23 protein-coding genes are annotated in these 22,965 nt (G+C 72.8%); 13 read left to right on the forward strand and 10 right to left on the reverse strand.

What is annotated here, in order from left to right; all coding sequences use genetic code 11:
- Window positions 1-2: 2 nt before the first annotated feature.
- From I5071_RS25515 to I5071_RS46665, 6 genes are all read right to left on the reverse strand, one after another.
- Complete coding sequence (locus I5071_RS25515; RefSeq protein ID WP_236515438.1) at window positions 3-917, reverse strand: NUDIX domain-containing protein; 915 nt, start codon at window positions 915-917, stop codon at window positions 3-5.
- Window positions 918-992: 75 nt separating this feature from the next.
- A complete protein-coding gene (pqqE, locus tag I5071_RS25520) occupies window positions 993-2,066 on the reverse strand; it encodes a pyrroloquinoline quinone biosynthesis protein PqqE (RefSeq protein WP_236515439.1) in 1,074 nt (357 codons plus the stop codon).
- Window positions 2,063-2,323: a pyrroloquinoline quinone biosynthesis peptide chaperone PqqD gene (gene pqqD, locus I5071_RS25525; RefSeq protein ID WP_236515440.1), complete on the reverse strand. Its 261-nt coding sequence runs from the start codon at window positions 2,321-2,323 to the stop codon at window positions 2,063-2,065. Before pqqD ends, pqqE begins: the two co-directional genes overlap by 4 nt.
- Before the next feature lies 1 nt (window position 2,324).
- Entirely contained in the window at window positions 2,325-3,011 is a 687-nt protein-coding gene (pqqC, locus tag I5071_RS25530; protein WP_236515441.1) for a pyrroloquinoline-quinone synthase PqqC, read from the reverse strand.
- The gene (pqqB, locus tag I5071_RS25535) at window positions 3,008-3,889 is read right to left on the reverse strand and encodes a pyrroloquinoline quinone biosynthesis protein PqqB (RefSeq protein WP_236515442.1); all 882 of its coding nucleotides are present in this window, start codon (window positions 3,887-3,889) and stop codon (window positions 3,008-3,010) included. The genes pqqC and pqqB overlap by 4 nt, the downstream gene beginning before the upstream one ends.
- Window positions 3,890-3,896: 7 nt before the next feature.
- Entirely contained in the window at window positions 3,897-4,028 is a 132-nt protein-coding gene (locus I5071_RS46665; RefSeq protein WP_268921144.1) for a hypothetical protein, read from the reverse strand.
- Between the two features lie 278 nt (window positions 4,029-4,306).
- Here I5071_RS46665 and I5071_RS25540 point away from each other — a divergent pair, with 278 nt between their 5' ends.
- The 7 genes from I5071_RS25540 to I5071_RS25570 all read left to right on the forward strand — a co-directional run bounded on the left by I5071_RS25540 (window position 4,307) and on the right by I5071_RS25570 (window position 10,932).
- Window positions 4,307-5,017, forward strand: coding sequence for a DUF3348 family protein (locus tag I5071_RS25540; RefSeq protein WP_236515443.1), 711 nt, complete (start codon window positions 4,307-4,309; stop codon window positions 5,015-5,017).
- A complete protein-coding gene (locus I5071_RS25545; RefSeq protein ID WP_236515444.1) occupies window positions 5,014-7,446 on the forward strand; it encodes a hypothetical protein in 2,433 nt (810 codons plus the stop codon). Before I5071_RS25540 ends, I5071_RS25545 begins: the two co-directional genes overlap by 4 nt.
- Window positions 7,433-8,101, forward strand: coding sequence for an OmpA family protein (locus tag I5071_RS25550; protein WP_236515445.1), 669 nt, complete (start codon window positions 7,433-7,435; stop codon window positions 8,099-8,101). The genes I5071_RS25545 and I5071_RS25550 overlap by 14 nt, the downstream gene beginning before the upstream one ends.
- The gene (locus I5071_RS25555; RefSeq protein ID WP_236515446.1) at window positions 8,098-8,640 is read left to right on the forward strand and encodes a DUF2894 domain-containing protein; all 543 of its coding nucleotides are present in this window, start codon (window positions 8,098-8,100) and stop codon (window positions 8,638-8,640) included. The genes I5071_RS25550 and I5071_RS25555 overlap by 4 nt, the downstream gene beginning before the upstream one ends.
- A gap of 99 nt (window positions 8,641-8,739) precedes the next feature.
- Window positions 8,740-9,345 (forward strand): dihydrofolate reductase family protein, encoded by a 606-nt coding sequence (locus I5071_RS25560; protein ID WP_236515447.1) that lies wholly within the window; start codon window positions 8,740-8,742, stop codon window positions 9,343-9,345.
- The gene (locus tag I5071_RS25565; protein WP_236515448.1) at window positions 9,345-9,701 is read left to right on the forward strand and encodes a YciI family protein; all 357 of its coding nucleotides are present in this window, start codon (window positions 9,345-9,347) and stop codon (window positions 9,699-9,701) included. The genes I5071_RS25560 and I5071_RS25565 overlap by 1 nt, the downstream gene beginning before the upstream one ends.
- 4 nt (window positions 9,702-9,705) lie before the next feature.
- Window positions 9,706-10,932, forward strand: coding sequence for an RNA polymerase sigma factor (locus I5071_RS25570; RefSeq protein WP_236515449.1), 1,227 nt, complete (start codon window positions 9,706-9,708; stop codon window positions 10,930-10,932).
- Here the strand turns inward: I5071_RS25570 and I5071_RS25575 are convergent, their stop codons facing one another.
- Window positions 10,933-12,129: an FAD-dependent monooxygenase gene (locus tag I5071_RS25575; protein WP_236515450.1), complete on the reverse strand. Its 1,197-nt coding sequence runs from the start codon at window positions 12,127-12,129 to the stop codon at window positions 10,933-10,935.
- The gene (locus tag I5071_RS25580) at window positions 12,126-12,803 is read right to left on the reverse strand and encodes a hypothetical protein (RefSeq protein ID WP_236515451.1); all 678 of its coding nucleotides are present in this window, start codon (window positions 12,801-12,803) and stop codon (window positions 12,126-12,128) included. The genes I5071_RS25575 and I5071_RS25580 overlap by 4 nt, the downstream gene beginning before the upstream one ends.
- 127 nt (window positions 12,804-12,930) lie before the next feature.
- Between I5071_RS25580 and I5071_RS25585 the strand changes: the two genes are divergently transcribed.
- Window positions 12,931-14,028, forward strand: a complete 1,098-nt coding sequence (locus I5071_RS25585; protein WP_236515452.1) for a MarR family winged helix-turn-helix transcriptional regulator — start codon at window positions 12,931-12,933, stop codon at window positions 14,026-14,028.
- Here I5071_RS25585 and I5071_RS25590 read toward each other — a convergent pair.
- Window positions 13,988-15,001 carry a LysR family transcriptional regulator gene (locus I5071_RS25590; RefSeq protein ID WP_236515453.1) on the reverse strand — a complete coding sequence of 338 codons (1,014 nt, stop codon included), beginning with the start codon at window positions 14,999-15,001 and terminating at the stop codon, window positions 13,988-13,990. The genes I5071_RS25585 and I5071_RS25590 overlap by 41 nt on opposite strands.
- A gap of 71 nt (window positions 15,002-15,072) precedes the next feature.
- Between I5071_RS25590 and I5071_RS25595 the strand changes: the two genes are divergently transcribed.
- On the forward strand, window positions 15,073-16,122 hold the full coding sequence (locus tag I5071_RS25595) for a zinc-dependent alcohol dehydrogenase family protein (protein ID WP_236515454.1): 1,050 nt from the start codon (window positions 15,073-15,075) through the stop codon (window positions 16,120-16,122).
- 5 nt (window positions 16,123-16,127) lie between these two features.
- Here I5071_RS25595 and I5071_RS25600 read toward each other — a convergent pair whose 3' ends face one another.
- Entirely contained in the window at window positions 16,128-19,982 is a 3,855-nt protein-coding gene (locus tag I5071_RS25600) for an ATP-binding protein (RefSeq protein ID WP_236515455.1), read from the reverse strand.
- Window positions 19,983-20,213: 231 nt separating this feature from the next.
- On the opposite strand from I5071_RS25600, the gene I5071_RS25605 reads away from it, so the two are divergent.
- Genes I5071_RS25605 through I5071_RS25620 form a run of 4 tightly spaced genes read left to right on the forward strand, consistent with a single transcriptional unit; the run spans window position 20,214 to window position 22,952 of the window.
- Window positions 20,214-21,062: a hypothetical protein gene (locus I5071_RS25605; RefSeq protein WP_236515456.1), complete on the forward strand. Its 849-nt coding sequence runs from the start codon at window positions 20,214-20,216 to the stop codon at window positions 21,060-21,062.
- A gap of 24 nt (window positions 21,063-21,086) precedes the next feature.
- Complete coding sequence (locus tag I5071_RS25610; RefSeq protein WP_236515457.1) at window positions 21,087-21,851, forward strand: endonuclease/exonuclease/phosphatase family protein; 765 nt, start codon at window positions 21,087-21,089, stop codon at window positions 21,849-21,851.
- A 51-nt stretch (window positions 21,852-21,902) separates the two neighbouring features.
- Window positions 21,903-22,670 carry an NAD(+) diphosphatase gene (gene nudC, locus I5071_RS25615; protein WP_236515458.1) on the forward strand — a complete coding sequence of 256 codons (768 nt, stop codon included), beginning with the start codon at window positions 21,903-21,905 and terminating at the stop codon, window positions 22,668-22,670.
- Window positions 22,671-22,679: 9 nt separating this feature from the next.
- Window positions 22,680-22,952, forward strand: a complete 273-nt coding sequence (locus tag I5071_RS25620; RefSeq protein ID WP_236515459.1) for a DUF2277 domain-containing protein — start codon at window positions 22,680-22,682, stop codon at window positions 22,950-22,952.
- Window positions 22,953-22,965: the final 13 nt, after the last annotated feature.

Consider the following 22,965-nt stretch of genomic DNA (forward strand, 5'->3'; position numbering starts at 1 on the left):
GATCACCTCCGTGCTCGCAAGTGCGTCGCGAGCATCTCACCCAGTCCTCGGTGCTCGGGGACGAGCCTCGCGGAGATCGCGCCGCTCGTCACGTCGTGCTCCGAGACCCACACGTTCTCGTCGACGTCGTCGGCGCCCGTCGCACGCCCGAACAGATACGGTGCCACGAAGAGCGCGGTCGTGATCCGATCGGGCCCGGTGCGATAGCGCCAGTCGTCGATTCGCGCCGATCCGAGATAGATCGGCGCGCCGATCTCCAGTCCGCCCGACTCACCGATCGCCTCGCGCCGCGCCGCGGCCTCGAGCGACTCGTCTCCGGGCAGCACGAACCCGCCGAGGAACCGGAGCAGGCCGGCGTCCTCGCGCTTCGCGGCGAAGAGCACCCGACGCTTGTCGCCATCGGTGATCGCGACGTCGACGGTCTGATAGACGACCGGAGGACGTGTCGTCGCGGAGTAGATGACGCCGCGCCGGAAGTCGCCGGTGGTCGCGGGGTGCGTGACCGCTTCGAGGCGCAGCGCGGTCGCGGACAGGTCCTCGATGGGATCGACCTCCTCGCACCGATGCACGCCCGAGTAGAAGCGCATGAAGCTGTCGCGTGATCCGTAGAGCACGGCCTCGCCCACCGCCGCGTGGTGCGCGACGATCGTGTCGAGCGCGCGAGACCACATCGCGTCGTCGCGGCAATCGGGCAGCTCGGCGACGAGCGCGAGCGGATGACGAGCGCGCACCATCTCGCGTCGAGTCGCGAAGTCGAGCGGGTTCTTCGCGGTGGGGACGTAGGTGCGCGGCGTTCCGAGCACGACGAGCAGCCGCGGATGGCGCGACTGCACGACCTCGAGGAGATGACGATGGCCGTCGTGGAGCTCCGGTGTCTGGAACCTCGCGACCACCACACCGAGCGTCTCGCGTTCCATGACGGACATCTTAGATGCATCTTGCATCGAAGTCCAGAGGGAACGCTTCGGAAGCGCCGTCGCGCGCTCCATTCATCAGCGGCGCGTGCGCAGCTGCACCAGGGCGGGCGCGCCGTCGAGCGCGCTCGTCACGACGTGGTGCATCGGAGAGCGCGCGCACGCGGGATCGGTCGCGCCGGCGTCTCCGGTGAGGTGGTACGCCTGGCAGCGACATCCGCCGTGATCGATCGCGCGACGCTCGCAGCCGCGACACGGCTCGGGCATCCACGCCTCCCCGCGGAACGCATCGAGCGCGGGTGAGCTGCGCCAGATCTCGCGGAGTGATCGATCCGCTCCTGCGCGCTCGAACCTCAACGTGGGGATCGTGTGCGCGGCCTGACACGGGAGCACGAGCCCGTCCGGGCTCACGACGACGAAGCGGCGCGCCCAGCCGTCCATGCACGCGCGCGGTGCGCCGGCATGATGGTCGGGCAGCACGAACACGATCTCCATACGCTCGGCGAGACGCGCTCGCGCTGCGGCGACGCTCGCTCTCGCGCGTGCGATCTGGGCGTGTGAAGGCAGCAGCGCGCGTCGATTGACGAGCGCCCAGCCGAGGTACTGCGTGCTCGCGAGCTCGAGGCGATCGGCGCCGAGCTCTTCGGCGAGCGCGATCGACGCGTCCACTCCGTCGATGTTGTCGCGACGGAGGACCACGTTGATCGTGAGCGGGATGTCGAGATGTCGCGCCCACGCCGCGACCTCGCGTTTGTGCGCGGCGACGCGCGCCCCGGCGATGCGATCGGCGCGCGTGTCGTCGGCGTCGCGCAGCGAGAGCTGCATCGCGTCGAGACCGGCGTCGCGCAGCGCGCACAGTCGCTCGCGCGAGAGTGGAACACCGGACGTGACCAGGTGCGTGTAGAGCTCGAGTCGATGGGCTGCTGCGATCAGGGTCGGGAGGTCGCGCCGCAGGAGCGGCTCGCCGCCGGTGAGGTGGACCTGGACGACGCCGAGCTCCGCGGCCTCGGCGAAGACGCGCGACCACGACGCGGTGTCGAGCCCGTCGCGGCGCTGCGCCCAGTCGAGCGGGTTGGAGCAATGCCCGCATCGCAGCGGGCATCGATACGTGAGCTCCGCGATCAGCGTGAACGGTCGATGTGGATCGGTCATCGACGGTCCCAGGTCATCAGGCCGCGCTGGGTGAGCGCGTCGAGGAAGACGTGGACGTCACGAGCCACACGATCGCGATCGTGCCCGCGCGCGAGCACGTCGATGATCGCCGCGAGCGTGCGCTCACCGTCGCAGAGCCCGACGATCCGCGCGGCGGTCGGGCTCAACAGGAGCCCTCGCTCGGGCGCGACCAGCAGGGGCTCGCCGGTGATCGGATCGCGACGCAGTCGAGCCTTGCGCGCGAGCCTCGGGCGCACGTCAGCTCTCCGCGCAGGTCGCCGAGATGCTCTCGACGACGTGCCAGAGGATCTCGGTCTTGCGCACCAGTGCCGCGACACAGCGCTCTTGGAGCTCCACGGTCGTCGCGTGGGAGGCGACGAATTCGATCGCTTCGTCGGCGTCGCGGCGCGCCGCGGGCACACGGGTGCGGAAATACGCGATCGCGTCGGCGCCGACCCACGGATAATGCTGCTCCCACGCCGCGATTCGTGCGCTCATCAGGTCGGGCGCGAAGCACTCGGTGAGCGACGACGCGACCGCCTCGACGAGGCTCCAGCGTGCGACCGACGAGACGTAGTCGTCGCACGCGAATCGCACGCCCGGCACGACGTGTCGATGCGCGATCACGTCGTCGCGATCGAGCCCCACGCCCTCCGCGAGCCGCAGCCAGAGCTCGAGGCCGCCGCGCTCGACGTCGTCACCATCCTGCTCGTGGATCCGCCGCAGCCACGCACGACGGAATACGACGCTCTCCGACTTGGCGACGATCAATGCGTCCTTCAGCGGGATGCGCGTCTGATAATAATATCGATTCGCCACCCAATGGCGCAGCTGCGCCGGGCTCAGCGCGCCGGCGTGCATCGCGACGTGGAACGGATGGCGGTGGTGATATCGACTCCGGCCCTCCTCGCGCAGGCGGGCGATGAACGCTTCACGGGAGGTCACAACGCGATCTCCATTCCGTCCCACGCGACCTCCCAGCCCGCGGCGGAGACCTCGGCGCGCTCGGGCGAGGTCTCGACGAGGATCGGATTCGTGTTGTTGACGTGGATGAAGATGCGCCGCGCCGACTCCACACCTCGTGCGGAGCGCAGGAGTCCGTCCTCGCCGCCGATCGGGAGATGGCCCATGTCGCGCGCTCGGCGGGTCGAGCACCCGAGTCGGATCAGCTCGTCGTCGGACCAGAAGGTGCCGTCGACGAGCACACACGCCGCGCGGGAGAGCGCGAGCGAGAGCCCGTCGCTCCACGCACGCACCGACGATGCGTATCCGAGGAGGCGCCCGCCTTCGCCGAGGAGGAGACCGACGTTGTCGTCGTCCGACGGTCGCGTGAGCCCCTCGCGATACCGCGGTGGCTTGCCGGGCACCGAGAACGCCTCGATGGAGAGCCCGGCGATCTCGCGGGTCGCGCCGGGCACGAGCGAGACCCACTCGATCCGATCGAGCGCGCGGCAGAGCACGTTGTCCTCCACGAACGCGCGGCGCACCGTCTCGGTCGCGAGCACCGACAGGCGCGTTCCCTCGCGCATCGTGAGGAGCCCGAGGCAGTGATCGAGATCGGCGTTGGTGAGCACCACCGCTGCGATCGGCGTGCGTCGCGGGGGCCGTGGATGGAGCGGCGGGAACGACTCGATCTGGGCTCGCACGTCGGGTGACGCGTTCACGAGGATCCAGTGCTCGCCGTTCGCGCTCACCGCGATCGACTCCTGGGTGCGCGGGGTCGCGCGGATCGTCCCGGCGCGCACGCCCTCGCACTGGGGGCAGCCGCAGTTCCATTGCGGGAAGCCGCCTCCCGCCGCGGCGCCGAGGACTCGGACGAGCACGCGCGGCCTAGTCAGTGGGCTCGTCGCTCTGGTATGCGCCGATCTCGGCGTCCATCCGGATCTCGACGAAGGTCGGAGGATCCCAGTCGTCGTCGCGCTCGTCCGTCTCCGGTGCTCGCTCGTGATCGATGGGCTCCATCACGGCTGAGATAGAGGCCTACCCCGGAGCCACAAGAGGCGTCCGATCGGGCGCCGGGACGATCGCCCCGCTGCAGGGTCGGGGCCCCGTGCCGCGTCCGGGATCGCGCGTCGCACCCTGGAAATGCGGGCCTCGGCGTGACGCGGAGGGGCCGTCCACGTTGCGCGGCGGTGGCGATGTCCGCTAAGCAGCGGCGCTTGGGCCCGCTGTTCCATCGCCCCGTGTCCCCCCGCCGGCCGCTCGCGAGCGCGACTGCCGCCCTCCGGCGATCGTTGCCCGTGCGATCGCGACACGGGGCGGAGCTCCTGCCCGCGCTCCTCGACTTCGAAGGCGCGGTGCAGCTCGCGCAGGCGCTCGAGACACCGCCAGCCACCACGAGCGCGGGGTGGACGCCCGCGGAGGCGATCACGATCGCGCGGCGCCGGCTCGAGAGCGCGGAGCGCGAGGTGCGGCGGCCGCTCTCGGATCCTCGGACCGGCGCGTCGTTCGGCGCGCCGGAGCGCATCGCGCATTTCCTCGAGCGCGCGGGGGTGCCCGCGACGCGACAGCGCAAGGCGATCGCGAGCGCGGCGCACGAGCTCTTCGCGCCGCTCGAGGCGCAGATGTCGCGGAGGATCACCGCGGTGCGGCAGCTCGTCGCGGAGGTGCGTCGCGAGATCGCGCCGACGATCGCCGCGAGCGCGCCGAGCGCGGCGCGTCTCGAGCAGCTCGATGCGGCGCTCGCACAGGCGACGTCGGTGCGATCCGATGCGCTCTTCTCGCGCGCGATCGTCGCGATGCGCGATGCGTTCGCGGCGGACCTCGAGGTCGCGGTGCTCGCGCTGCCGAAGCCGTGCGACGAGGTGCCGCTCGCGGCGTGGGCGAGCGCGCGCGGGCCGGTCGGCGAGCACGTCGCGCGCTGCGAGGCGTTCGTGGTCGCGTCGTTCCTGCACGAGCGCGCGCGCCTCGACATGTTGGTGCGCAACACGCTGGGTGAGCGGCTCGCATGAGCGCGAGACCGAAGAGCCACCGGGGCACGCGCCTCGGGATCGTCGGCGCGGGCGTGATCGGCGTGCTGGTCGCGGCGCGCACCGCGGCGTTCTATCTCGACGTCGATCGCGTCGCGTTCGCGCTCTCGCTGTTGATCGCGGCAGGGCTGGCGTTCGGCATCGTCGAGCTGCTCGGGCGCGTCGCGCGGGTGGAGCGCATCGAGGGCGAGCTCGCGCGGCTGCCGAGCCCCGCGACGATCGAGGCGATCGACGCGACGAGCGCGCCGCTGCGCACCGTCTTGCGCGCACGGCTGAGCGGCGTGCGCGCGACGATCCCGAGCGCGGGGTTCGCGTCGTATCTCGTCGGGCTCCTGGTGATGGTCGGTCTGCTCGGGACCTTCCTCGGGCTCGTCGACGCGCTGCGCGGTGCCCGCGAGGCGCTCGGTGCGAGCGGCGACATCGACGCGCTGCGCGATGCGCTCGCGACGCCGATGCTCGGCCTGAGCCGCGCGTTCGGCACGTCGGCCGCGGGCCTCTGCGCATCGGCGATGCTCGGCCTCGCGTCGGTGCTCGCGCGCCGCGACGAGGCCGCGCTCGCGACGGCGGTGCACGGCTACGCCGACGACGCGCTCGGGCCGCTGACGATCGCGGAGCGACAGATCGCGGTGCTCGAGGCGCTGGTGCGACAGAACGCGGAGTCGGCGGCGGCGGCCGCGCGCGCGAGCGCGGCGATCGAGAAGACGGCGGCCGCGCTGCGCACGGACGTGTCGAGCGGTGTCGCGGACGTGGCGCGCGCGATCGAGCAGGCGCTCACGCCGGCGCTGGATCGCGCGGTGGCGCGCGCGTCGGACGTGACGCGGGAGCGCCTCGACGACTGGACGCGGATCGTCGAGCGCGAGGCCGAGACGCGGCGAGCACGCGACGCCGCGCTCGCCGACGCGTGGTCGGAGGTCGCGGGGCAGAGCGCGGATCGAGTGGCGCGCGAAGGCGCGCGCGTGCTCGGAGAGCTGCAGGGCGCGCTGAGTGAGAGCCTCACCTCGCTCGACGCGCGGCTCGGCGCGAGCATCGACGCGCTCGCGAAGCAGCTCGGCGCGCGCACCCAGAAGACGAGCGACGATCTCGAGGCGCGCCTCGCGGCGACCACCACGACGGTCGGCGCGATGATCGAAGCGCTCGCGGGTGAGCTCGAGACCACGCGGGCGCGCCTCGACCGCACGCTGGAAGCGACGGGCGCGGCGCTCGAGGCACAGGCCGAGCGAAGCCTCGCGCGCGAGCGAGCCCGTGAGGAGACGATCGACGCCCGCATGTCGGCGCTGGCGAGCGCGGAGGCCCACGCGCTCACGCGGCTGGAGCGGCACGTCGAGGCGGTGGACGCGGCGCTCGCGACGCACCTCGAGCGCATGAGCGCGATGCAGCGCGATGCGGCGCGCGAGGCTGCGGATCGTGCGGTGGCACTCGACGTGGTCCTGCGCGATCACGCAGCGGCGCTCACCGAGACGACGGGGGCGATGCTCGCGGAGGCGGCGCGCCGTGCCGAGACGGCGAGCGCGGCGGCCGAGCGCGTGGTGAGCGCGACGCGCGACGAGATCGCGCTGCGCGAGGCATCGGAGCGCGCCCAGGCCGCGCGTGCCGAAGCGGTGCTCGCCGGGCTCGCGCAGACCGCGGACCAGGTCTCGGCGCGCACGGCCGACGTGCTCACCGCGCACGCAGAGCGCCAGGGTGAGCTCGAGACGCGCTGGATCGCCGCGCGCGAGGCCGCCGAGCGAGCGCAGACCGCGCGCACCGAGGCCGTGCTCTCGGGGCTCGCGCAGGCGGCCGAGCAGGTCTCGACGCGCGCGGGCGACGTGCTCACCGCGCACGCGGAGCGCCAGGGCGAGCTCGAGACGCGCTGGATCGCCGCGCACGAGGCCGCCGAGCGAGCGCAGGCAGAGCGCACCGAGGCCGTGCTCTCGGGGCTCGCGCAGGCGGCCGAGCAGGTCTCGACGCGCGCGGGCCGCGTGCTCGACGATCAGGCGGAGCGGCAGAGCGCGATCGAGGCGCGCTGGCTCGCGGCACAGGAAACGTCGGCGGCGCGCCTGGTCGCGCTGCTCGAGCAGCACGCGGAAGGTCTCGCGCAGGGGCTCGCGGCGACTCGCTCGCTCGTCGAGGACACGGCGGGCCTGCTCCGCGCGAGCGGCGTCGAGATGGGCGCGGTCGCGGAGGTGTTCACCGGCGCGGTGGATCGTTATCGCGAGGCGAGCGCTGCGTGTCTCGGCGCGCTCGCCGGGCTCGACGGCGCGGTCGATCAAGCGGGCAAGAAGGCCGCGATCGAGCTGCTCACCGACTATCTCGATCAGACGCGCGAGGTGTTCGAGCACTCGCTCGAGGTGCAGCGCGAGCTCTTCGCGGAGCTGCGCGCGCTGCGAGGCCGCGGGCAGGGCGCGGCGGAGACCACGCGTGTTCGCGCCTGACGAAGAAGAGGACGGCGAGCGCGCGCCGGTGTGGCCGGCGTTCGGCGACATGATGGCGTGCCTCTTCGGCATGTTCGCCCTCTTCTTCACGTGGGCGGTCGTGCTCGAGGTCGGCACCGCCGAGGAGCTGCGCGACGAGCGCGCGCGTGCTGCGGAGGAGCGCGCGCGGGCCGAGGCCGACCGTGCGCGCGCCGAGGCCGAGCGCGAGCGGCTCGCCGCGCTGGAGCGCGCGCTCGCGGGCCCGCTCGCGGCGGGGCGCATCAGCCTCACCGATGGGCGCATCGGGATCCGCGGAAGCGTGCTCTTCGATCTGAACTCGTCGGCGCTCAAGCCCGAGGGTCTCTCGGTGCTCACCGACGTCGCACCGCCGCTCGCCACGTACCTCGGCGCGCACGACGCGATGATCATGGTGAGCGGGTTCACCGACGATCTTCCGCGGCGCGCCGCCGACGGCGACAACTGGCAGCTCTCCGCGGAGCGCGCGCTCACCGTCGTGCGCGCGCTGATCGCGGCGGGTGTGCCGAGCGATCGTGTGTTCGGCGCGGGCTTCGGCGAGACGCATCCGGTCGCGCCCAACGACACCGACGAGAACCGCGCGCGCAACCGGCGCGTCGAGATCGCGCCGGTGCCGCGCTTGGTCGGAGGGGCGCCGTGAGCGACGAGCTCGCGGCGCGACTCCGCCTCGTCGAGGCCGAGGGCACCGGTGACGTCGAGGGGCTCGCGCTCGTGCGCACGCTGATCGAGCGCGCCGAGTCGCTGCCCGCGAACGGTCGCGCGCGCCTCCTCGCACGCGCCGAGGCGCTCCTCGATGGCTACCGCGAGCGCACGCCGGTGATCGTCCCCGAGCCTCCCAGCCCGCCCGACGACAGCGCGTGGCGCGAGGCGCTCGCTGCACGCGCGCACGCGCGTCCGCCGCGGGTGCGCACCGACGAGCGCTCGGTCGAGATCGTCTCCGAGATCCGCGCCACTGCGGCGTCGACGCGCGCGGCCGAGCAGGTCCCCGAAGCTGCGGGCCCCTACAACGGCGCGGCGGTCGCGGCCCGGGCGCTGGACGAGCTCGTCGCGATCGCGCCCGGGTACGTGGGCAGCTACATCGCGTGGCTCGAAGATCTGGCGTGCCTCGCCGATCTCCCGGCCGAGCGCCGCACCGCGCGCCCCAAGGCCGCCGCCCGGCGCTCCCGCCGCGAGCCCTGAAGAGAGAAAATTGTCCGGCGCGGGCCGGCTCGAACGTCGAGGGATCGACGGCGCGCGACGCGGGACGATCCCGCGCGAGACGCCGAGGCGAGGAGCCCCATGCGACGCATCGTGACGTTCGAGCGAGTGAGCACCGACGGATACTTCGCGCGCCCCGACGGCAGCCTGGACTGGGCGGTGCCGGATCCCGAGCTCGATCGCGACGCGGTCTCCGCGATCCCGCGCTTCGACACGATCCTGCTCGGCCGCCGCACCTTCGAGATGTTCGAGATGGCGTGGCGACCGGCCGAGGGGGCGGCGCCGAGCGACGAAGATCCCCACGAGCCGGGGCGCCGCTCCGACGAGATGCGCGCGATGGGGCGCATGATCGACGAGGCCACGAAGTGGGTGTTCTCGCGGACGCTCGCGAAGCCGACGTGGCGCAACTCCAAGCTGGTGCGAGCGTTCGATCCGCGCGAGATCGAGGCGCTCAAGCGCAGCCCCGGCAAGGACGTGATCGTGTTCGGCAGCGGCTCGATCGTGTCGGCGCTGACCGAGCACGGGCTGATCGACGAGTACCAGATCATCGTGTGCCCGGTGCTGCTCGGGCGCGGGCGGCCGTGGCTCGACGGCGCGTCGCGCTCGTCGCACCTCGCGCTGCAGGAGACGAAGGCGTACCGATCGGGCAACGTCATGCTGCGCTACACCCGCCGAGGAGAGATGTGATGAGCGAGTTCGTCTTCTTCTTCCGCGCGAGCGATGCGGCGCAGCGCGAGGCGATGGGCACGCCCGAGCGCGCGCAGCAGAGCATGCAGAAGTGGCTCGCGTGGACGCGCGAGCTCGAAGCGGGCGGGCACCTGAAGAGCGGTGGTCTGCCGCTCGAGCGAGACGGGCGCGTGGTGCGCGGCAAGGACGTGGTCGTGACCGACGGGCCCTACGTCGAGGTGAAGGATCTCGTCGCGGGCTTCATCGTGATCGAGGCGCGCGACATCGCGCAGGCGGTCGAGCTCTCGAAGGGATGCCCGATGCTGGCGGGCGGAGGCTCGGTCGAGATCCGCCCGGTGATCGCGCACATGACGTGAGCGCGTGGAGCTCGAGGCGCACCTCTTCCGGCGCGAGTCGGCGCGGTTGGTCGCCGCGCTGACGCGCGTCTTCGGCGTGCACAACCTCGCGCTCGCCGAGGACGTCGTGCAGGACGCGTTCTGCCGCGCGCTCGAGGTGTGGCGCACGCGCGGTGTGCCCGACAATCCGTCGGCGTGGCTCACCGCGACCGCGAAGCACCGCGCGCTCGACGTGATGCGCCGCGAGCGCACCGCGCGCACGTTCGCGCCCGAGCTCGCGCGCCTCCTCGACGACGAGCTCGTCGAGGAGGCGTTCGCCCCGCACACGATCCGCGACGAGCAGCTGCGCATGATGTTCTCGTGCGCCCACGCGCGGCTGCCCGAGGAGGCGCGGATCGCGCTGATCCTGAACCTGCTCTGCGGGTTCGGCGCGAGCGAGATCGCGAGCGCGCTGCTCACCGGGCGCGCCGCGATCGAGAAGCGCATCGCGCGCGGCAAGAAGGTGCTCGCGAGCGCGCGCACGCTCTTCGATCTCGACGACGCCGAGCTGGGAGCGCGTCAGCCGACCGTGCAGCGCGCGCTCTACGTGCTGTTCAACGAGGGCTACCACGGCGCGTCGGAGAGCCCGGTGCGCGTCGAGCTGTGCGCCGAGGCGATCCAGCTCGCCGCGCTCCTCGGCGAGCATCCGCGCACCGCGACGCCGGCGACCCACGCGCTCGGCGCGCTGATGTGTCTCCACGCCGCGCGACTGCCGGCGCGGATGGACGAGACCGGCGTGCCGATCGCGCTGGCCGATCAGGATCGCGCCCGCTGGGATGCGCGCCTCGTCGCCGAGGGCCTCGCGCTGCTCGAGCGCTCGGCGAGCGGGCACGACGTCACGACGTACCACCTCGAGTCCGCGATCGCCGCGCTGCACGCGAGCGCGCGCACGCTCGACGAGACCGACTGGAGCACGATCGTGACGCTCTACGATCGTGCGATGGCGATCGCGCCCTCCCCGGTGATCGCGCTCAACCGTGCGATCGCGATCGCGCAGCGCGACGGGCCCGAGCATGGCATCGACGCGATCGACGCGATCGTGGATCGCGAGCGGCTCGCGCGATATCCGTTCCTGCCCGCGGCGCTCGGCGAGCTCGAGCTGCGCCGAGGCAATCGCATTGCCGCACGCGCTCATCTGCGGAACGCGCTGGTGCTCGCGCGCAGCGATGCGGAGCGTCGGTTCCTCGAGAAGCGGCTCCGCGCGTGCGAGTGATCAGGCGACCGCGGCGTCCCACTCGATGCGGTGCCGGAAGAGCCACGCGAGCGAGCGCTCGTTCGCCTCTTCGCTCTGCATCCGCAGCACCCACGGCATGACCAGATCGCGCGCCCAGCGCCCGACCGGGCCGAGGGTCTTCGCGCTGCCGGTCCTCGCGCCGTGCGCGACGACGCGCTCCACCCGCGCGCGACGCAGCGACTCGTAGGCCGCGAGCGCACCGGGCACGTCGTCGACGTCGCGCAGACATCGCGCGAGCTCGACCGCGTCCTCGGCCGCCATCGACGCGCCCTGCCCCGACGACGGCGACGCAGCGTGCGCTGCATCGCCGATCACGACGATCGGCCCGCGCGACCAGGTCGGCACGCGCGGCACGTCGTACTGGCTCCTCGCGATCAGCGAGCCCTCGGTCGCCGCGATCACCTCGGCGAGCGGAGTGCGATCCGCCGACGCGAGCTCGATCAGATGCGCTCTCCAGTCGTGGCTCGCGAGCGCTTCGCGCGTGGGCTCCTCGGCGCGCGCGGGGTTCGCGAACCACCAGATCTCGCGCGAGGGGCTCACCGTGATCCCGAAGAAGCAGCGGTGCCCGAAGATCATCCGGTACGTGCCCGGCGCGAGCTCGACCGACGCCGAACGCGTGAAGCCGCCGACGTCGAGGAGCCCGTTGTAGCGAGGACGCGGCGCGCCGGGATCGATCACCTCGCGCACCCGCGAGCGAAGCCCGTCGGCGCCGATCAGCACGTCGCCCTCGACACCGTCCCCGTCGTCGAACGACGCGACCACGCGGCCACCGCGCGTGATGGTCGCGCCGGTGAAGCGCTTGCCGTGCACGATCTCGATCCCGCGGCGCCGCGCCTCCTCCGAGACGATGCGGTAGAGGTCCGCACGCTTCAGCGTGTGGGTCACGGTGCCGTCGGGGAGCGTGCCGCCGATCGGCACCGTGCCGAGCACGCGACCGGTGCCGCTGCAGAGCTCGATCGCGCGCGACGCGAACCCCGCCGCCTTCACTTGCTCGTGCACCCCGATGGTGCGCATCGCGTCGAGCCCGTTCACCGCGACCGTGAGCCACGCACCAGCCGCGAGCGACGCGCTCGGCTCGTAGGTCTCGTAGATCGTCGCCGCGATCCCGGCGCGCGCGAGGGCGAGCGCGGCGCACGGCCCCGCGATGCCCGCGCCGATCACGATCGCGCGCTTCATGCGATCTCCACGTCGGACGCGCCGCCGCTCACGTCGATCTCGTAGCCGTCGGCGCCGCGCACCAGGCCCGCGGACTCGAGGCGCGCCGCGCCGCCGATCGCCTCGAAGCGACGGTCGTCGAGCCGCAGCGACGACACGCCGCCGTGCACCGAGACCGCGACCCCGACCTCGACGGGGCGTCGCACCCGCAGCCGGCTCGCGCCGCCCGAGATGCGGATCGGCACGATGCCCGCGGGGCGCGGCAGATCGAGCTCGACGTCGCTGCACCCGCCGCCGACCTCGATGGCAGTGAGGGTGGCGCGCGTGAGCTCGCCGGTGAGCGACGAGACGCCGCCCCGCACCGAGAGCGACCACGCGACCGCCGGGTGCAGCACGATCGCGAGCTCGTCACGCTCACCGATGAAGAGCGCGTGCAGCCAGTCGGTCGCCGACATCGGCCACGACACGCGCACCTCGCTGCCGTGCACGCGCAGCCGCGGCACCGGACCGACGCCGGGATCGAGCGCGATCAGCGCACCGGCGCTCGGGTCGACGCGGACGTGGGTGCGGCAGAGGCCGGACGCGATCACCAGGCGCATGCGCGTCTGGCCGTCGTAGGGGATCGAGAGCGCGCCGGTGGGCTCGCTCGGGGGGCGCGCGGAGGTGCGGTAGGGGTCGCTGCCGGGCTCGTTCATCGTCGATCTCCTCGGGTTGGCGGGGGGAGAGCGTCGCGGTAGCGTTGGCGCTCACCCAACCAGACTCTCTGACCGTCGATATCTTAGTGGCTAAGATATCGACTCGTCAAGAAGGCGAGCGTCCGTCGTGTCCCGTCCCCGCAAGTCCGACCGTGTCCGGCCGCTCGAGCGCGCGCTCCATCGCGTGGGCGAGGCCGAGCGCCGCCTCCGCCAGGCCGCTGCGGATCGTCTCGGCCTCGGCATCACGGATCTCGAGGCGCTGCTCCTGCTCGACGAGTCGGGCCCGATCGCCGCGGGGCGCATCGCCGAGGCGCTGGTGATCACCACCGGCGCGGTCACCGGGCTCGTCGATCGCCTCGAGCGCGCGGGCTGGGTGCAGCGCACCCGCGGCGAGGCCGATCGCCGGCAGGTGTTGGTCGAGCTCGCGCCGGCGCGACGCGACGTGATCGACGCGCACCGAGCGTCGCGCGAGCGGCTGCTCGTGGAAGCGCTCTCGGGCGTCGACGACGCGACGCTCTCCGCCAGCATCGCGCTGCTCGAGACCGCGGCGGAGCGCCTGCTCGCGGGCATCGCGGCGTTCGGGCAGCCGCCGGTCGACGAGAGCGCCGAGCGCGCGAGCGAGGACGGCACGCGCGCGCCGATCGGGAGCGCCGAGCGCGGCCGGCTGCGCTTCGTGTCCGGCGCGCCGAAGCTGACGCTGCGCGGGGCGCGCATCCGCGACCTCTACCGCGCAACCTTCGACGGCAAGCGCCCGCAGGTGCGCGTCGAGCCCGACGGCACCGTGACCTTCCAGTACAAGGGCTTCTCCTGGCTCGGCCGTCACGATCTCGGCGCCGAGCTCGTGCTCACCAGCGCGGTGCCGTGGACGATCGAGATCAAGGGCGGCGTCGCCCAGCTCGATGCGGATCTGCGCGACGTGGACGTGCGCGCGATCGACATCACCGGCGGCGCGAGCGAGTGCGAGCTCCACCTGCCGAGGCCGCGCGGCACCGCGACGCTGCGCGTGACCGGCGGCGCGAACCACGTCGTGGTGCGACGCCCGCGCGGCGCGGCGGCGCAGGCGGTGGTCCGCGGTGGCGCGAACAGCCTCGCGTTCGACGATCAGCGCATGGGCTCGTTCGGCGCGACCGCGCGCTTCGCGACACGCGGCTGGGAGAGCGCGGCGGATCGCTGGTCGATCGAGCTCACCGGCGGCGCGAGTGATCTGTCGGTGACCGAGGAGTGAGGGTCGAAACATCGGCTCGCCGGCGGAGGGCCCTCCCGTCCGCGTGCGCCGCACGCCCTCCGCCAGCGAGCACTCCAGCTGGACTGATCTCGCGGAACACGCGCGCGAGGTGATCGAGGAACACGCGCACCTTGGGCAGGAGGTGCCGGTTGGGCGGATAGAGCGCGTGGATCGGCCACGACGCGTTCCCGTGCTCGTCGAGCACCGTGACGAGCTCGCCGCGCTCGAGCCAGCCGCGCGCGAGGAAGTCGAAGAGCGTCACGATGCCGCGCCCCGACGCCGCGAGCTGCGCGAGCACGTCGGCATCGTTCACGTGACAGGGCCCGGCGATCTCCTGGGTGTACGTGCCGTGCTCCCCCGAGAACGTGAAGGGCCGCGGGCGGCCCGCGTCGAGCCATCCGAGGCAGCGATGCGACGCGAGATCCGCGGGCGTGCGCGGCGTGCCGTGCTTGCGCAGATAGCCCGGCGACGCGCAGCGCAGCAGCCGCGTCTCGCCGAGCTTGCGCGCGATGAGGCTCGAGCTCGCGAGCGGTCCGATGCGCACCAGCACGTCGACGCCCTCGACCACCGGATCGACGAGCTGATCGCGCAGCGTGAGGTGGACCTGCACGTCGGGATGACGATCGAGGAAGCGCGGCAGCGAGGGACCGACGATCGTGCGACCGAGGTTCGTCGCGGTCTCGACGCGCAGCAGACCCGAGGGGCGCTTCTTCGCGTGGGCGATCGCGTCGCGCGCCTCGTCGAGCTCCGCGAGCGCACGCACGCAGCGATCGTGGAACGCCTGACCGTCGTGGGTGAGGCGCAGCGAGCGCGTGGTGCGCGCGAGCAGCGCGACGCCGAGCTCGCGCTCGAGCAACGCGACGCGACGGCTCACCGCCGACGGAGTGACCCCGAGCTTCCGCGCCGCCGCCGCGAAGCTGCCGGTCTCGACGCTCAGCACGAGACAGCGGATGCCGTCGATGCCCTCCAGCACGCGCGATTCGTTCCCTTTCTGCACGAGTGACGTGCGCTGGCGGGTTCTACCGCATCCCTGCGCACGAATGCATGTCTCGCGCATCGGAGGTGCTCGAGATGCAGGCAGTCGTGATCGGGAAGCCGGGCGCAGGTGTGGACGCGTGGACGCTGGTCGAGCGCGCGCGTCCGGAGCCCGGGCCGGGACAGGTGCTGGTGCGGATGCACGCGGCATCGGTGAACTACCGCGACCTGATGATCGCGAAGGGGCTCTACGGCGGTCCGGTGAAGGAGCAGCTCGTGGTGCTCTCGGACGGCGCGGGCGAGATCGCCGCGCTCGGCGACGGCGTGACCGGGCTGCGGGTCGGCGAGCGCGTGACCAGCGCGTACTACCCGACGTGGCACGCCGGGCCCTACCGCGCGGAGCACGAGTCGGCGTCGCTCGGCATCGGTCGCAACGACGGAGTGCTCGCGCAATACGTGGTGCTGCCCGCGCGCGCCGTCGCCGCGATGCCGGCGTCGCTCTCGTTCGAGCAGGCCGCGACGCTGCCCTGCGCCGCGCTGACCGCGTGGCAGGCGGTGTTCGAGGGCGCATCGCGGCTCGTGGCCGGCGAGAGCGTGCTCGTGCAGGGGACGGGCGGCGTCTCGCTCTTCGCGGCGCAGCTCGCGCTCGCGAGCGGTGCGCGGGTGATCGCGACGTCGTCGAGCGAGGCGAAGCTCGCGCGGCTGCAGACGATGGGGGTGCGCGATCTCGTGCACACCGGCACCCATCCGGAGTGGCACGAGCAGGTCCTGCGCATGACCGGGGGCGAGGGTGTCGATCACGTGCTCGACGTGGGCGGCGCGGCGACGCTCGCGCGCTCGCTGCAGGCGGTGCGCGTCGGAGGACGCGTGGCGGTGCTCGGCCTGCTCGGGGGGATGGGGCAGACCATCGATCCGCTGCCGATCCTGTTCCGCAGCGTGACCGTCGAGGGCATGCACGTCGGCTCGGTGTCGATGCTCGAGCGCCTCTCGCGCGCGATCGATCGCCTCGCGATCCAGCCGGTGGTCGACGAGGTCTTCGAGGTGCGCGACGCGCCGCGCGCCCTCGCGAAGCTCGCGGCGAGCACGCACTTCGGGAAGATCGTGATCCGCGTGCCCTGACGCGATCAGGCGTGCGCGATCTCGGCCTCGGCGCGCGGGGCGTAGGGCAGCGTGAAGTGGAAGCTCGTCAGCTCGCCCGGCGTGCTCTCGAACCAGATGCGTCCGTCGTGCGCCTCGATCAGGCCCTTGCTGAGGTAGAGGCCGAGGCCGATGCCGCGCTCTCGCCCGGCGCGCGCCGCGCGCGTGCGCTCGAAGCGCCCGAAGATCTTCGGCATCTCCTCGGGCGGGATGCCGGGGCCGCGGTTCGTCACGATCACCTCGAGCTCGCGGTCGCGCGGCAGGAGCCGCACGGCGATGCGCGCGCCGGGCTCGCCGTACTTGAGCGCGTTCGTGAGCAGGTTCGTCAGCACCTGCTCGATGCGCACCGGATCGGCGAGCACGGCGCGCTCCGCGCCCGGCGCGAGGTCGACGTCGCAGCGCGGCCCCGCGCCCGGCACGCGATCGACGACGTCGCGCACCAGCGTCGCGAGCGAGACCTCGCGGCGGTCGACCGAGATCCTGCGCGCCTCGATGCGCGACGCGTCGAGCAGATCGCCGATCATGCGATCGAGCGTGCCCGCGGCGCGGCGGATCGAGGCGATCGCCCACTTCCGCTTGTCCTCGGGGAGCGGAGCGCGTTTCTCGTCGAGCATGCCGGCTGCGAGCGTGATCACGTTCACCGGCTGACGCAGGTCGTGCGCGACGACCGAAGTCCACTCCTCGCGCAGCCGCTCGAGCTCCTTCAGCGTCGAGACGTCCTGCACGATCATCACCGCGCCGGTGAGCGCGCCCGCATCGGAAACCACCGGCGAGACGCCGACGAGCACCGCGGCGGTGCTGTCGTCGCGGCGGCGCACCTGGTACTCGCGTCCCGCGAAGCCCTCGCCGCGCTCGATCGCGGCGACGTAGGGCATCTCCTGGGGCGCGATCGCGCGCCCGCTCGGGAGCTGCAGGTCGAGCGGCACCGGGTTCCCGAAGGGATCCTCCGCGCTCTCGCTCGCGGGCGCGTACGCGCGCAGGGTGCGGTTGTCGGCGACGATCCGCCCCTTCGCGTCGAGCAGGAGCACGCCCTCGGGCATCTGATCGACGACCGTGTGCATCCACGCGCGCGAGACCGCGACCTTCTGGTACAGGCGCGCGATCTCGAGCGCCGCACCGGCGCGCGACGCGAGCAGATCGACGAGGCGCTCGTCGTCCTCGGTGAACGCCTCGGCGTCGTGCTCGCGAGCGAGGAAGAGGTCGCCGACGATGCTGCCGCGGTGACGAACCGGGACGCGGAGCACCGCCCTCCCCTCGGCGCTCACGTGCTCGGGGATCGTCCCGACCTCGATCCAGTGCTCGAGCGGTGCCCGATGCTCGGTCCCCACGCCCATCGCGACGTACATCGCGCGGACGAGGAGCTGCGCCTGCGCGGCGATCACCGCCATCACGCTCTCGACGCTCGCGTCCGGGAGGCGCGCGACCGCGTCGTTGATCGCGGCGCCCGCGTCGGAGAGCGCGCGAACGCGAGCGGCGCTCTCGACCGCGCGCTGCTCCGCGGCCTGCAGCGCGAGCTCGATGCGCTTGCGATCCGTGACGTCCTGGGTCGTCCCGATCCCGCCGAGGATCCGGCCTCGCTCGTCGCGCACGAGATCGGCGCGCTCGCGCACCCACTTCACCTCGCCGTCGACCAGCAGGCGGTGCTCGATGTCGTAGGGCGCGCCGTCGAGCGTGGCGCGCCACATCCGATCGACGTACGCGCGATCATCGGGGTGCACCACCGAGAGGAAGACCCCGTAGTCGAGCACCGTGCCCGCGGGCACGCCGAAGATGCGATGTGTCTCGTCGGACCACACGATGTCGCCGCGCGCGGCGTCGATGCGCCAGCTCCCGATCTTCGCGAGCGCCTGCGCACGATGGAGATCCGCCTCGCGCTGCCGGAGCTCCTCCTCGATGCGATGGCGCTCGCTCACGTCGCGCACCACCGCCTGCCATCGACCGTCGGGCGGGATCCGCGCGTTCACCTCGACCGTCACGAAGGTCCCGTCCTTGCGGCGCAGGAGCCACTCGCCCACGTCGTCGATGCGACCGCCGAGGAGACGCTCGCGCGACTCGGCGAGGCGCAGCACGTCCTCGGGACGCAAGAGGTCGACGATCCGCTTGCCGAGCAGCTCCTCGCGCGTGTAGCCGAGCATGCGGCACGCCGCCGGGTTCACCTCGACGTAGTGGCCCTCGAGATCGGCGACGAAGATGCCGTCGGGCGCCTGCTCGACGAGCGACGCGAGCCGCGACTCGGCGTCCAGCGCGCGCTTGGCCGCGGTGAGGTTGCGGACACGCGCGCGCAGCTCCTCGACGACGAAGGGCTTCACCAGGAAGTCCTGCGCGCCGTCGCGGAGCAGGCGGACGCGGAGGTCGTCGTCGGCCTTCGCGGTGACGACCAGGATCGCGGTGCGCTCGAGCGCCGGCACCGCGCGCACCGCGCGCACGAGCTCGTCGCCGCTCGCCTCCGGCATCATCACGTCGACGACGATCACGTCGGGCAGCAGCGCGATCGCCGCCTCGAGGCCCTGCTGGCCGTCGTACGCGGTCGCGACGCGATGACCGGGCGGGAGGCTCTCGCACATGAACCGGTTCATGTCGGGGTGGTCCTCCACGACCAGCACGAGCGGCCCGCTCCCGGTGCTCGGCACGATCGGAGTGCCGGGCTCGGACGCGCGGATCTCGTCGGCGAGCTGGCGCGCGGTGTCGGCGTCGACGGTGGACGCCACGTGCTCGGCGCGGAGCGTCGTTCCGGGCGGCGCGAAGCGCGGCAGCTCGACGCGCGCGAGCACGCCGCCCTCCGTCGCGTCGTGGAGCGTGATCGATCCGCGGTGCAGCACGACGAAGTCGCGCACGATCGCGAGCCCGAGGCCGGTGCCGCCGACGCGCCGGCCCTGCGGCTCGATCCGATGGAAGCGCTCGAACGCCTCGTCGCGGTGCTCGGCAGGGATGCCCGGGCCGCTGTCGGCGACCTCGAGCACCACGAGGTGCCTCGCGGGATCCTCGACGAGCGAGATGCGCACGCGTCCGTCGCGCGGCGTGAATTTCAGCGCGTTCGAGAGGAGGTTCGTGAGCACCGCGCGCATCTGCTCGGGATCGGCCTCGACGCGGAGCGAGGGCGGGAGCTGCGTGGTGAGCTCGATGTGCCGGTCCTTCGCGAGCGTGGAGAAGGGATCGACGAGCAGGCGCGCGAGCACCGCGAGATCGAGGTCGGCGTACGAGGGCTCCATCCGACGCGCGTCGAGCTTCGCGACGTCGAGGAGATCGTCGACGTGGCGGAGCACGATGCGCGCGCTCCGCGCGGCGCCGTCGAGCTCGCGGCGCGTGGGCGCGTCGAGCGCGCCGTCTCGCGAGAGACGCTCGAGCGGGCCGAGCACGAGCGCGAGCGGCGTGCGCAGCTCGTGGCTCACCGTCGCGACGAAGCGACTCTTCAGCGCGTCGAGCTCCTGCGCCTTGCGGTAGAGGCGCGAGACCTCGTCCTGCGCGCGGCGCGCTTCGTCGAGCGCGGCGCTGCGCGCCCGGGTCGCGCGGCGCAGGCGCTCGTGGAACGCGTTGAACACGACCGCCGTCGAGAAGAAGACGAGCGCGGGGAAGTAGTGGCGCGGGTCCTTCCCCAGCGCCCCGTACGGCGGGACGAAGAACCACCAGATCGCGATCGTGGTCGCCGCGTTGATGGGGATGGCCACGTTGGGCCCCGCGATCCGCGCGCTGAGGAAGAGCGCGGGGACGAACAAGAACCACGCGAAGGGCTCGAAGAGCCTCCACATCGCGAGCTGGATGACGAGCACGATCGCGGGCGGCAGGACGGCGAGCACCGCCCGGACGAGCCCCTTCTCGTGCCTCGCGATCGCGGTCGCGCGCATGGCCCCGAGAGATCTAGTCCCCCGTGCCGGTGTGCTGGAGCACCCCACCCCGCGCTCTCCGCACGAACGACACGGCGTGGCACTGCGCGCCACGTGCCCGACCGAATGGCGACGTCGGAGCACGGGCGCACGCAGGTCGCGACGTGAGAAGAAGCCGGTCCGCGTGCTCGCGCGCGCAGGGCACGTCCGCTGCACACCCCTGCGCTGCGACGTGAACCGAGGAGAGCGATGATGGCAGACGGTGCTCGGCAGCGACCGCTCGTGCTGCGCTGGACGATCGGGAACGTGAGCGCGCACGGGTACGACGTGCTGCGACGGTCGTTGCACGGTGCGCTGCGCGTGTTCGGGCCCGACGCACGCTACGTCGTGTGCGTGAACACGGTCCCGCTCTCGGTCGCGCGCGCTCGCGCCGGTGCGGTGCCGGCGCTCGTCGAGTGGCTCGACGTGAGCGGGATGCTCGATGCGCGGCTCCGTCCTCACCTCGACGCCGCGCTCACCGAAGGCACGTCGTGGAAGTTCGCGCCGGTGCGCCTCGCGCCCGACGCATACGAGCTCGCGCTCGACAACGACTGCGTGCTCTGGCGCATGCCCGACGCGATCCGCACGTGGCTCGACGATCCGCGCGGCGAGTCGTGTGTGCTCGCGGAGGACGTGACCCCGGCCTTCGGCCAGTTCGCGCGCGAGTGCGGGACGGCGCCGCGCAACAGCGGAATCCGCGGGCTGCCTCCCGGGCTCGATCTCACGGCCGAGATGATCCGCGTGCTCGCCGCGCGAGGGATGATGCTCACCAGCGAGCTCGACGAGCAGGGCCTGCAGGTCGCGGCGATCACGAGCGCGCGCGAGACCCACGTGGTCTCGGTCGACGAGGTCTCGATCTGCTCGCCGTTCCCGCCGCATCGTCCGGCGCTGGGCGACTGCGGCGCGCACTTCGTGGGGCTCAACGCGCATCGTCTGTCGTGGACGCTGCCCGACGGACGCAACGCGTGCGAGGAGACACGCGCCCACTTCGCGCGCCTGCGTCCTTCGCTCGATCGCCTGGTCGGGATCGACGACTCGCGAGAACGCGTGGTCGCGCTGTGAGGACGACGCGCTAACTTCGCGCGCGTGCCCACCGCGAACGAAGAGCTCCGCCTGCTCACCTGGAACGTCGACGGCCTGAACGAGTCGCAGCTCGGGGAGCGCATGGAGCGCCTCTGCCTCGAGATCCTGATCGGCGGGGATCTCGCGCGCGCCGCCTCGGGCGCGCCGACCGCGCCGATGCCCCACGTGCTCGCGCTGCAGGAGGTCGTGCGCGTCGCGCACCGCGGGTACTTCGCGCCGCACCTCGCGGCGGCGGGCTTCACCATCTGGCCCGAGGCGCCGATCGATCGCGAGCACTACGAGGTGATCGCGGCGCGCGCGCCGTGGACCATCGAGCGCTGCGAGCGCCGGCCCTTCGCGGACAGCGCGCTCGCGCGCGCGGGCACGATCGCGACGCTCCGGCACGCGCCCTCCGATCGCCGCGTCGTGGTGATCACCGCGCACATGGAGAGCCTGCGCAGCGGCAGCGAGTCGCGCCTCGCACAGGCGCGGGAGATCGCGACGTGGATGCGCGACGCACCGGAGGGCGCGATCTTCGCGGGCGACACGAACCTGCGCGAGAGCGAGTGGGACGTGGTCGCGAGCGAGCTCGGCGTGCGCGACGTGTTCCTCGAGCTCGGCGCCCCGAAGAGCGCGCGGGTGACGTGGCGCCCCGAGAACGATCGACGCGCCGGATTCCGTTTCGATCGCGTGTGGACCGCGGGCGCGATCGACGCGCGATCGATGCGCCTCCGCAGCGTCCCGCGTGCCAGCGATCACGCGGGGGTCGAGGTGTCGCTCGGCGTGTGACGCGTGGGCCATGCTTGCCGCGCCCCGGTCGCGGCTGCAGGGTCGCGCACGATGGACATCGCGCGCGTCTTCTTCGTCACCCACCGCCAAGGCCTCGTGCTCCGCGGGGAGAGCCCGCTCCTCGACGAGCGCGATCTGATCGCGCTGGGCCTCGACGCGACGCGCGGGCACCGCATCGGCGAGCTCGGCGGTGCGACCACGTGGGTGTGCTCGCTCGCGCACGACGCGTTCGAGGCGCCCTACTCGGCGATCGGCCTGCGCGCGCTGCACGCGATGGTCGACGCGGCGGTGTTCGGCAGCGCGATGCGCGCGGTGCAGCTCGCGGGCTTCGTCGACACGCATCGGTTCTGCGGTCGCTGTGCGACGCCGACCGTGCCCGTCGAGGGCGAGCGCTGCCTGCGCTGTCCGGCGTGCGAGCTCACGTCGTATCCGCGCATCTCGCCGGTGGTGATCGGCCTCGTGCGGCGTGGTGATCGCGCGCTGCTCGCGCGCAGCCCGCGCTTTCCGGCGCCGTTCTTCAGCACGCTCGCGGGCTTCGTCGAGATCGGCGAGACCCTCGAGGAAGCGCTGGCGCGCGAGGTGCGCGAGGAGGTCGGGATCGAGATCGGCGCGATCCGCTACTTCGGTAGCCAGCCCTGGCCCTACCCGCACCAGCTGATGATCGGCTTCATGGCGGAATGGACGTCGGGCGAGGTGCGCGTCGACGGCGTCGAGATCGCCGAGGCCCATTGGTTCCGCGCCGGCGAGCTCCCGCTGGTGCCGCCGCCGATGAGCATCGCGCGACAGCTGATCGACGCATGGGCGCGCGAGGCGCGATAACCTTCGCGCATGTGCCGCAACATCAAGGTGCTCTTCAACTTCGAGCCGCCCGCGACGGAAGAAGAGATCCGCGCTGCGTCGCTGCAGTTCGTGCGGAAGCTGAGCGGGTTCAACGCGCCGTCGAAGGCGAACGAGGCCGCGTTCCAGAAGGCGGTCGACGACGTCGCCGAGGTCGCGCGCGAGCTCCTCGTGTCGCTCACCACGAACGCCGCGCCGCGTGATCGCGACGTCGAGGCCGACAAGGCGCGCGAGCGGAACCGGATCCGCTTCGGGCGCGAATGACGTACAAGAGATC

Origin of the sequence: Sandaracinus amylolyticus, assembly GCF_021631985.1 — a bacterium.
Taxonomy (GTDB): domain Bacteria; phylum Myxococcota_A; class Polyangia; order Polyangiales; family Sandaracinaceae; genus Sandaracinus; species Sandaracinus amylolyticus_A.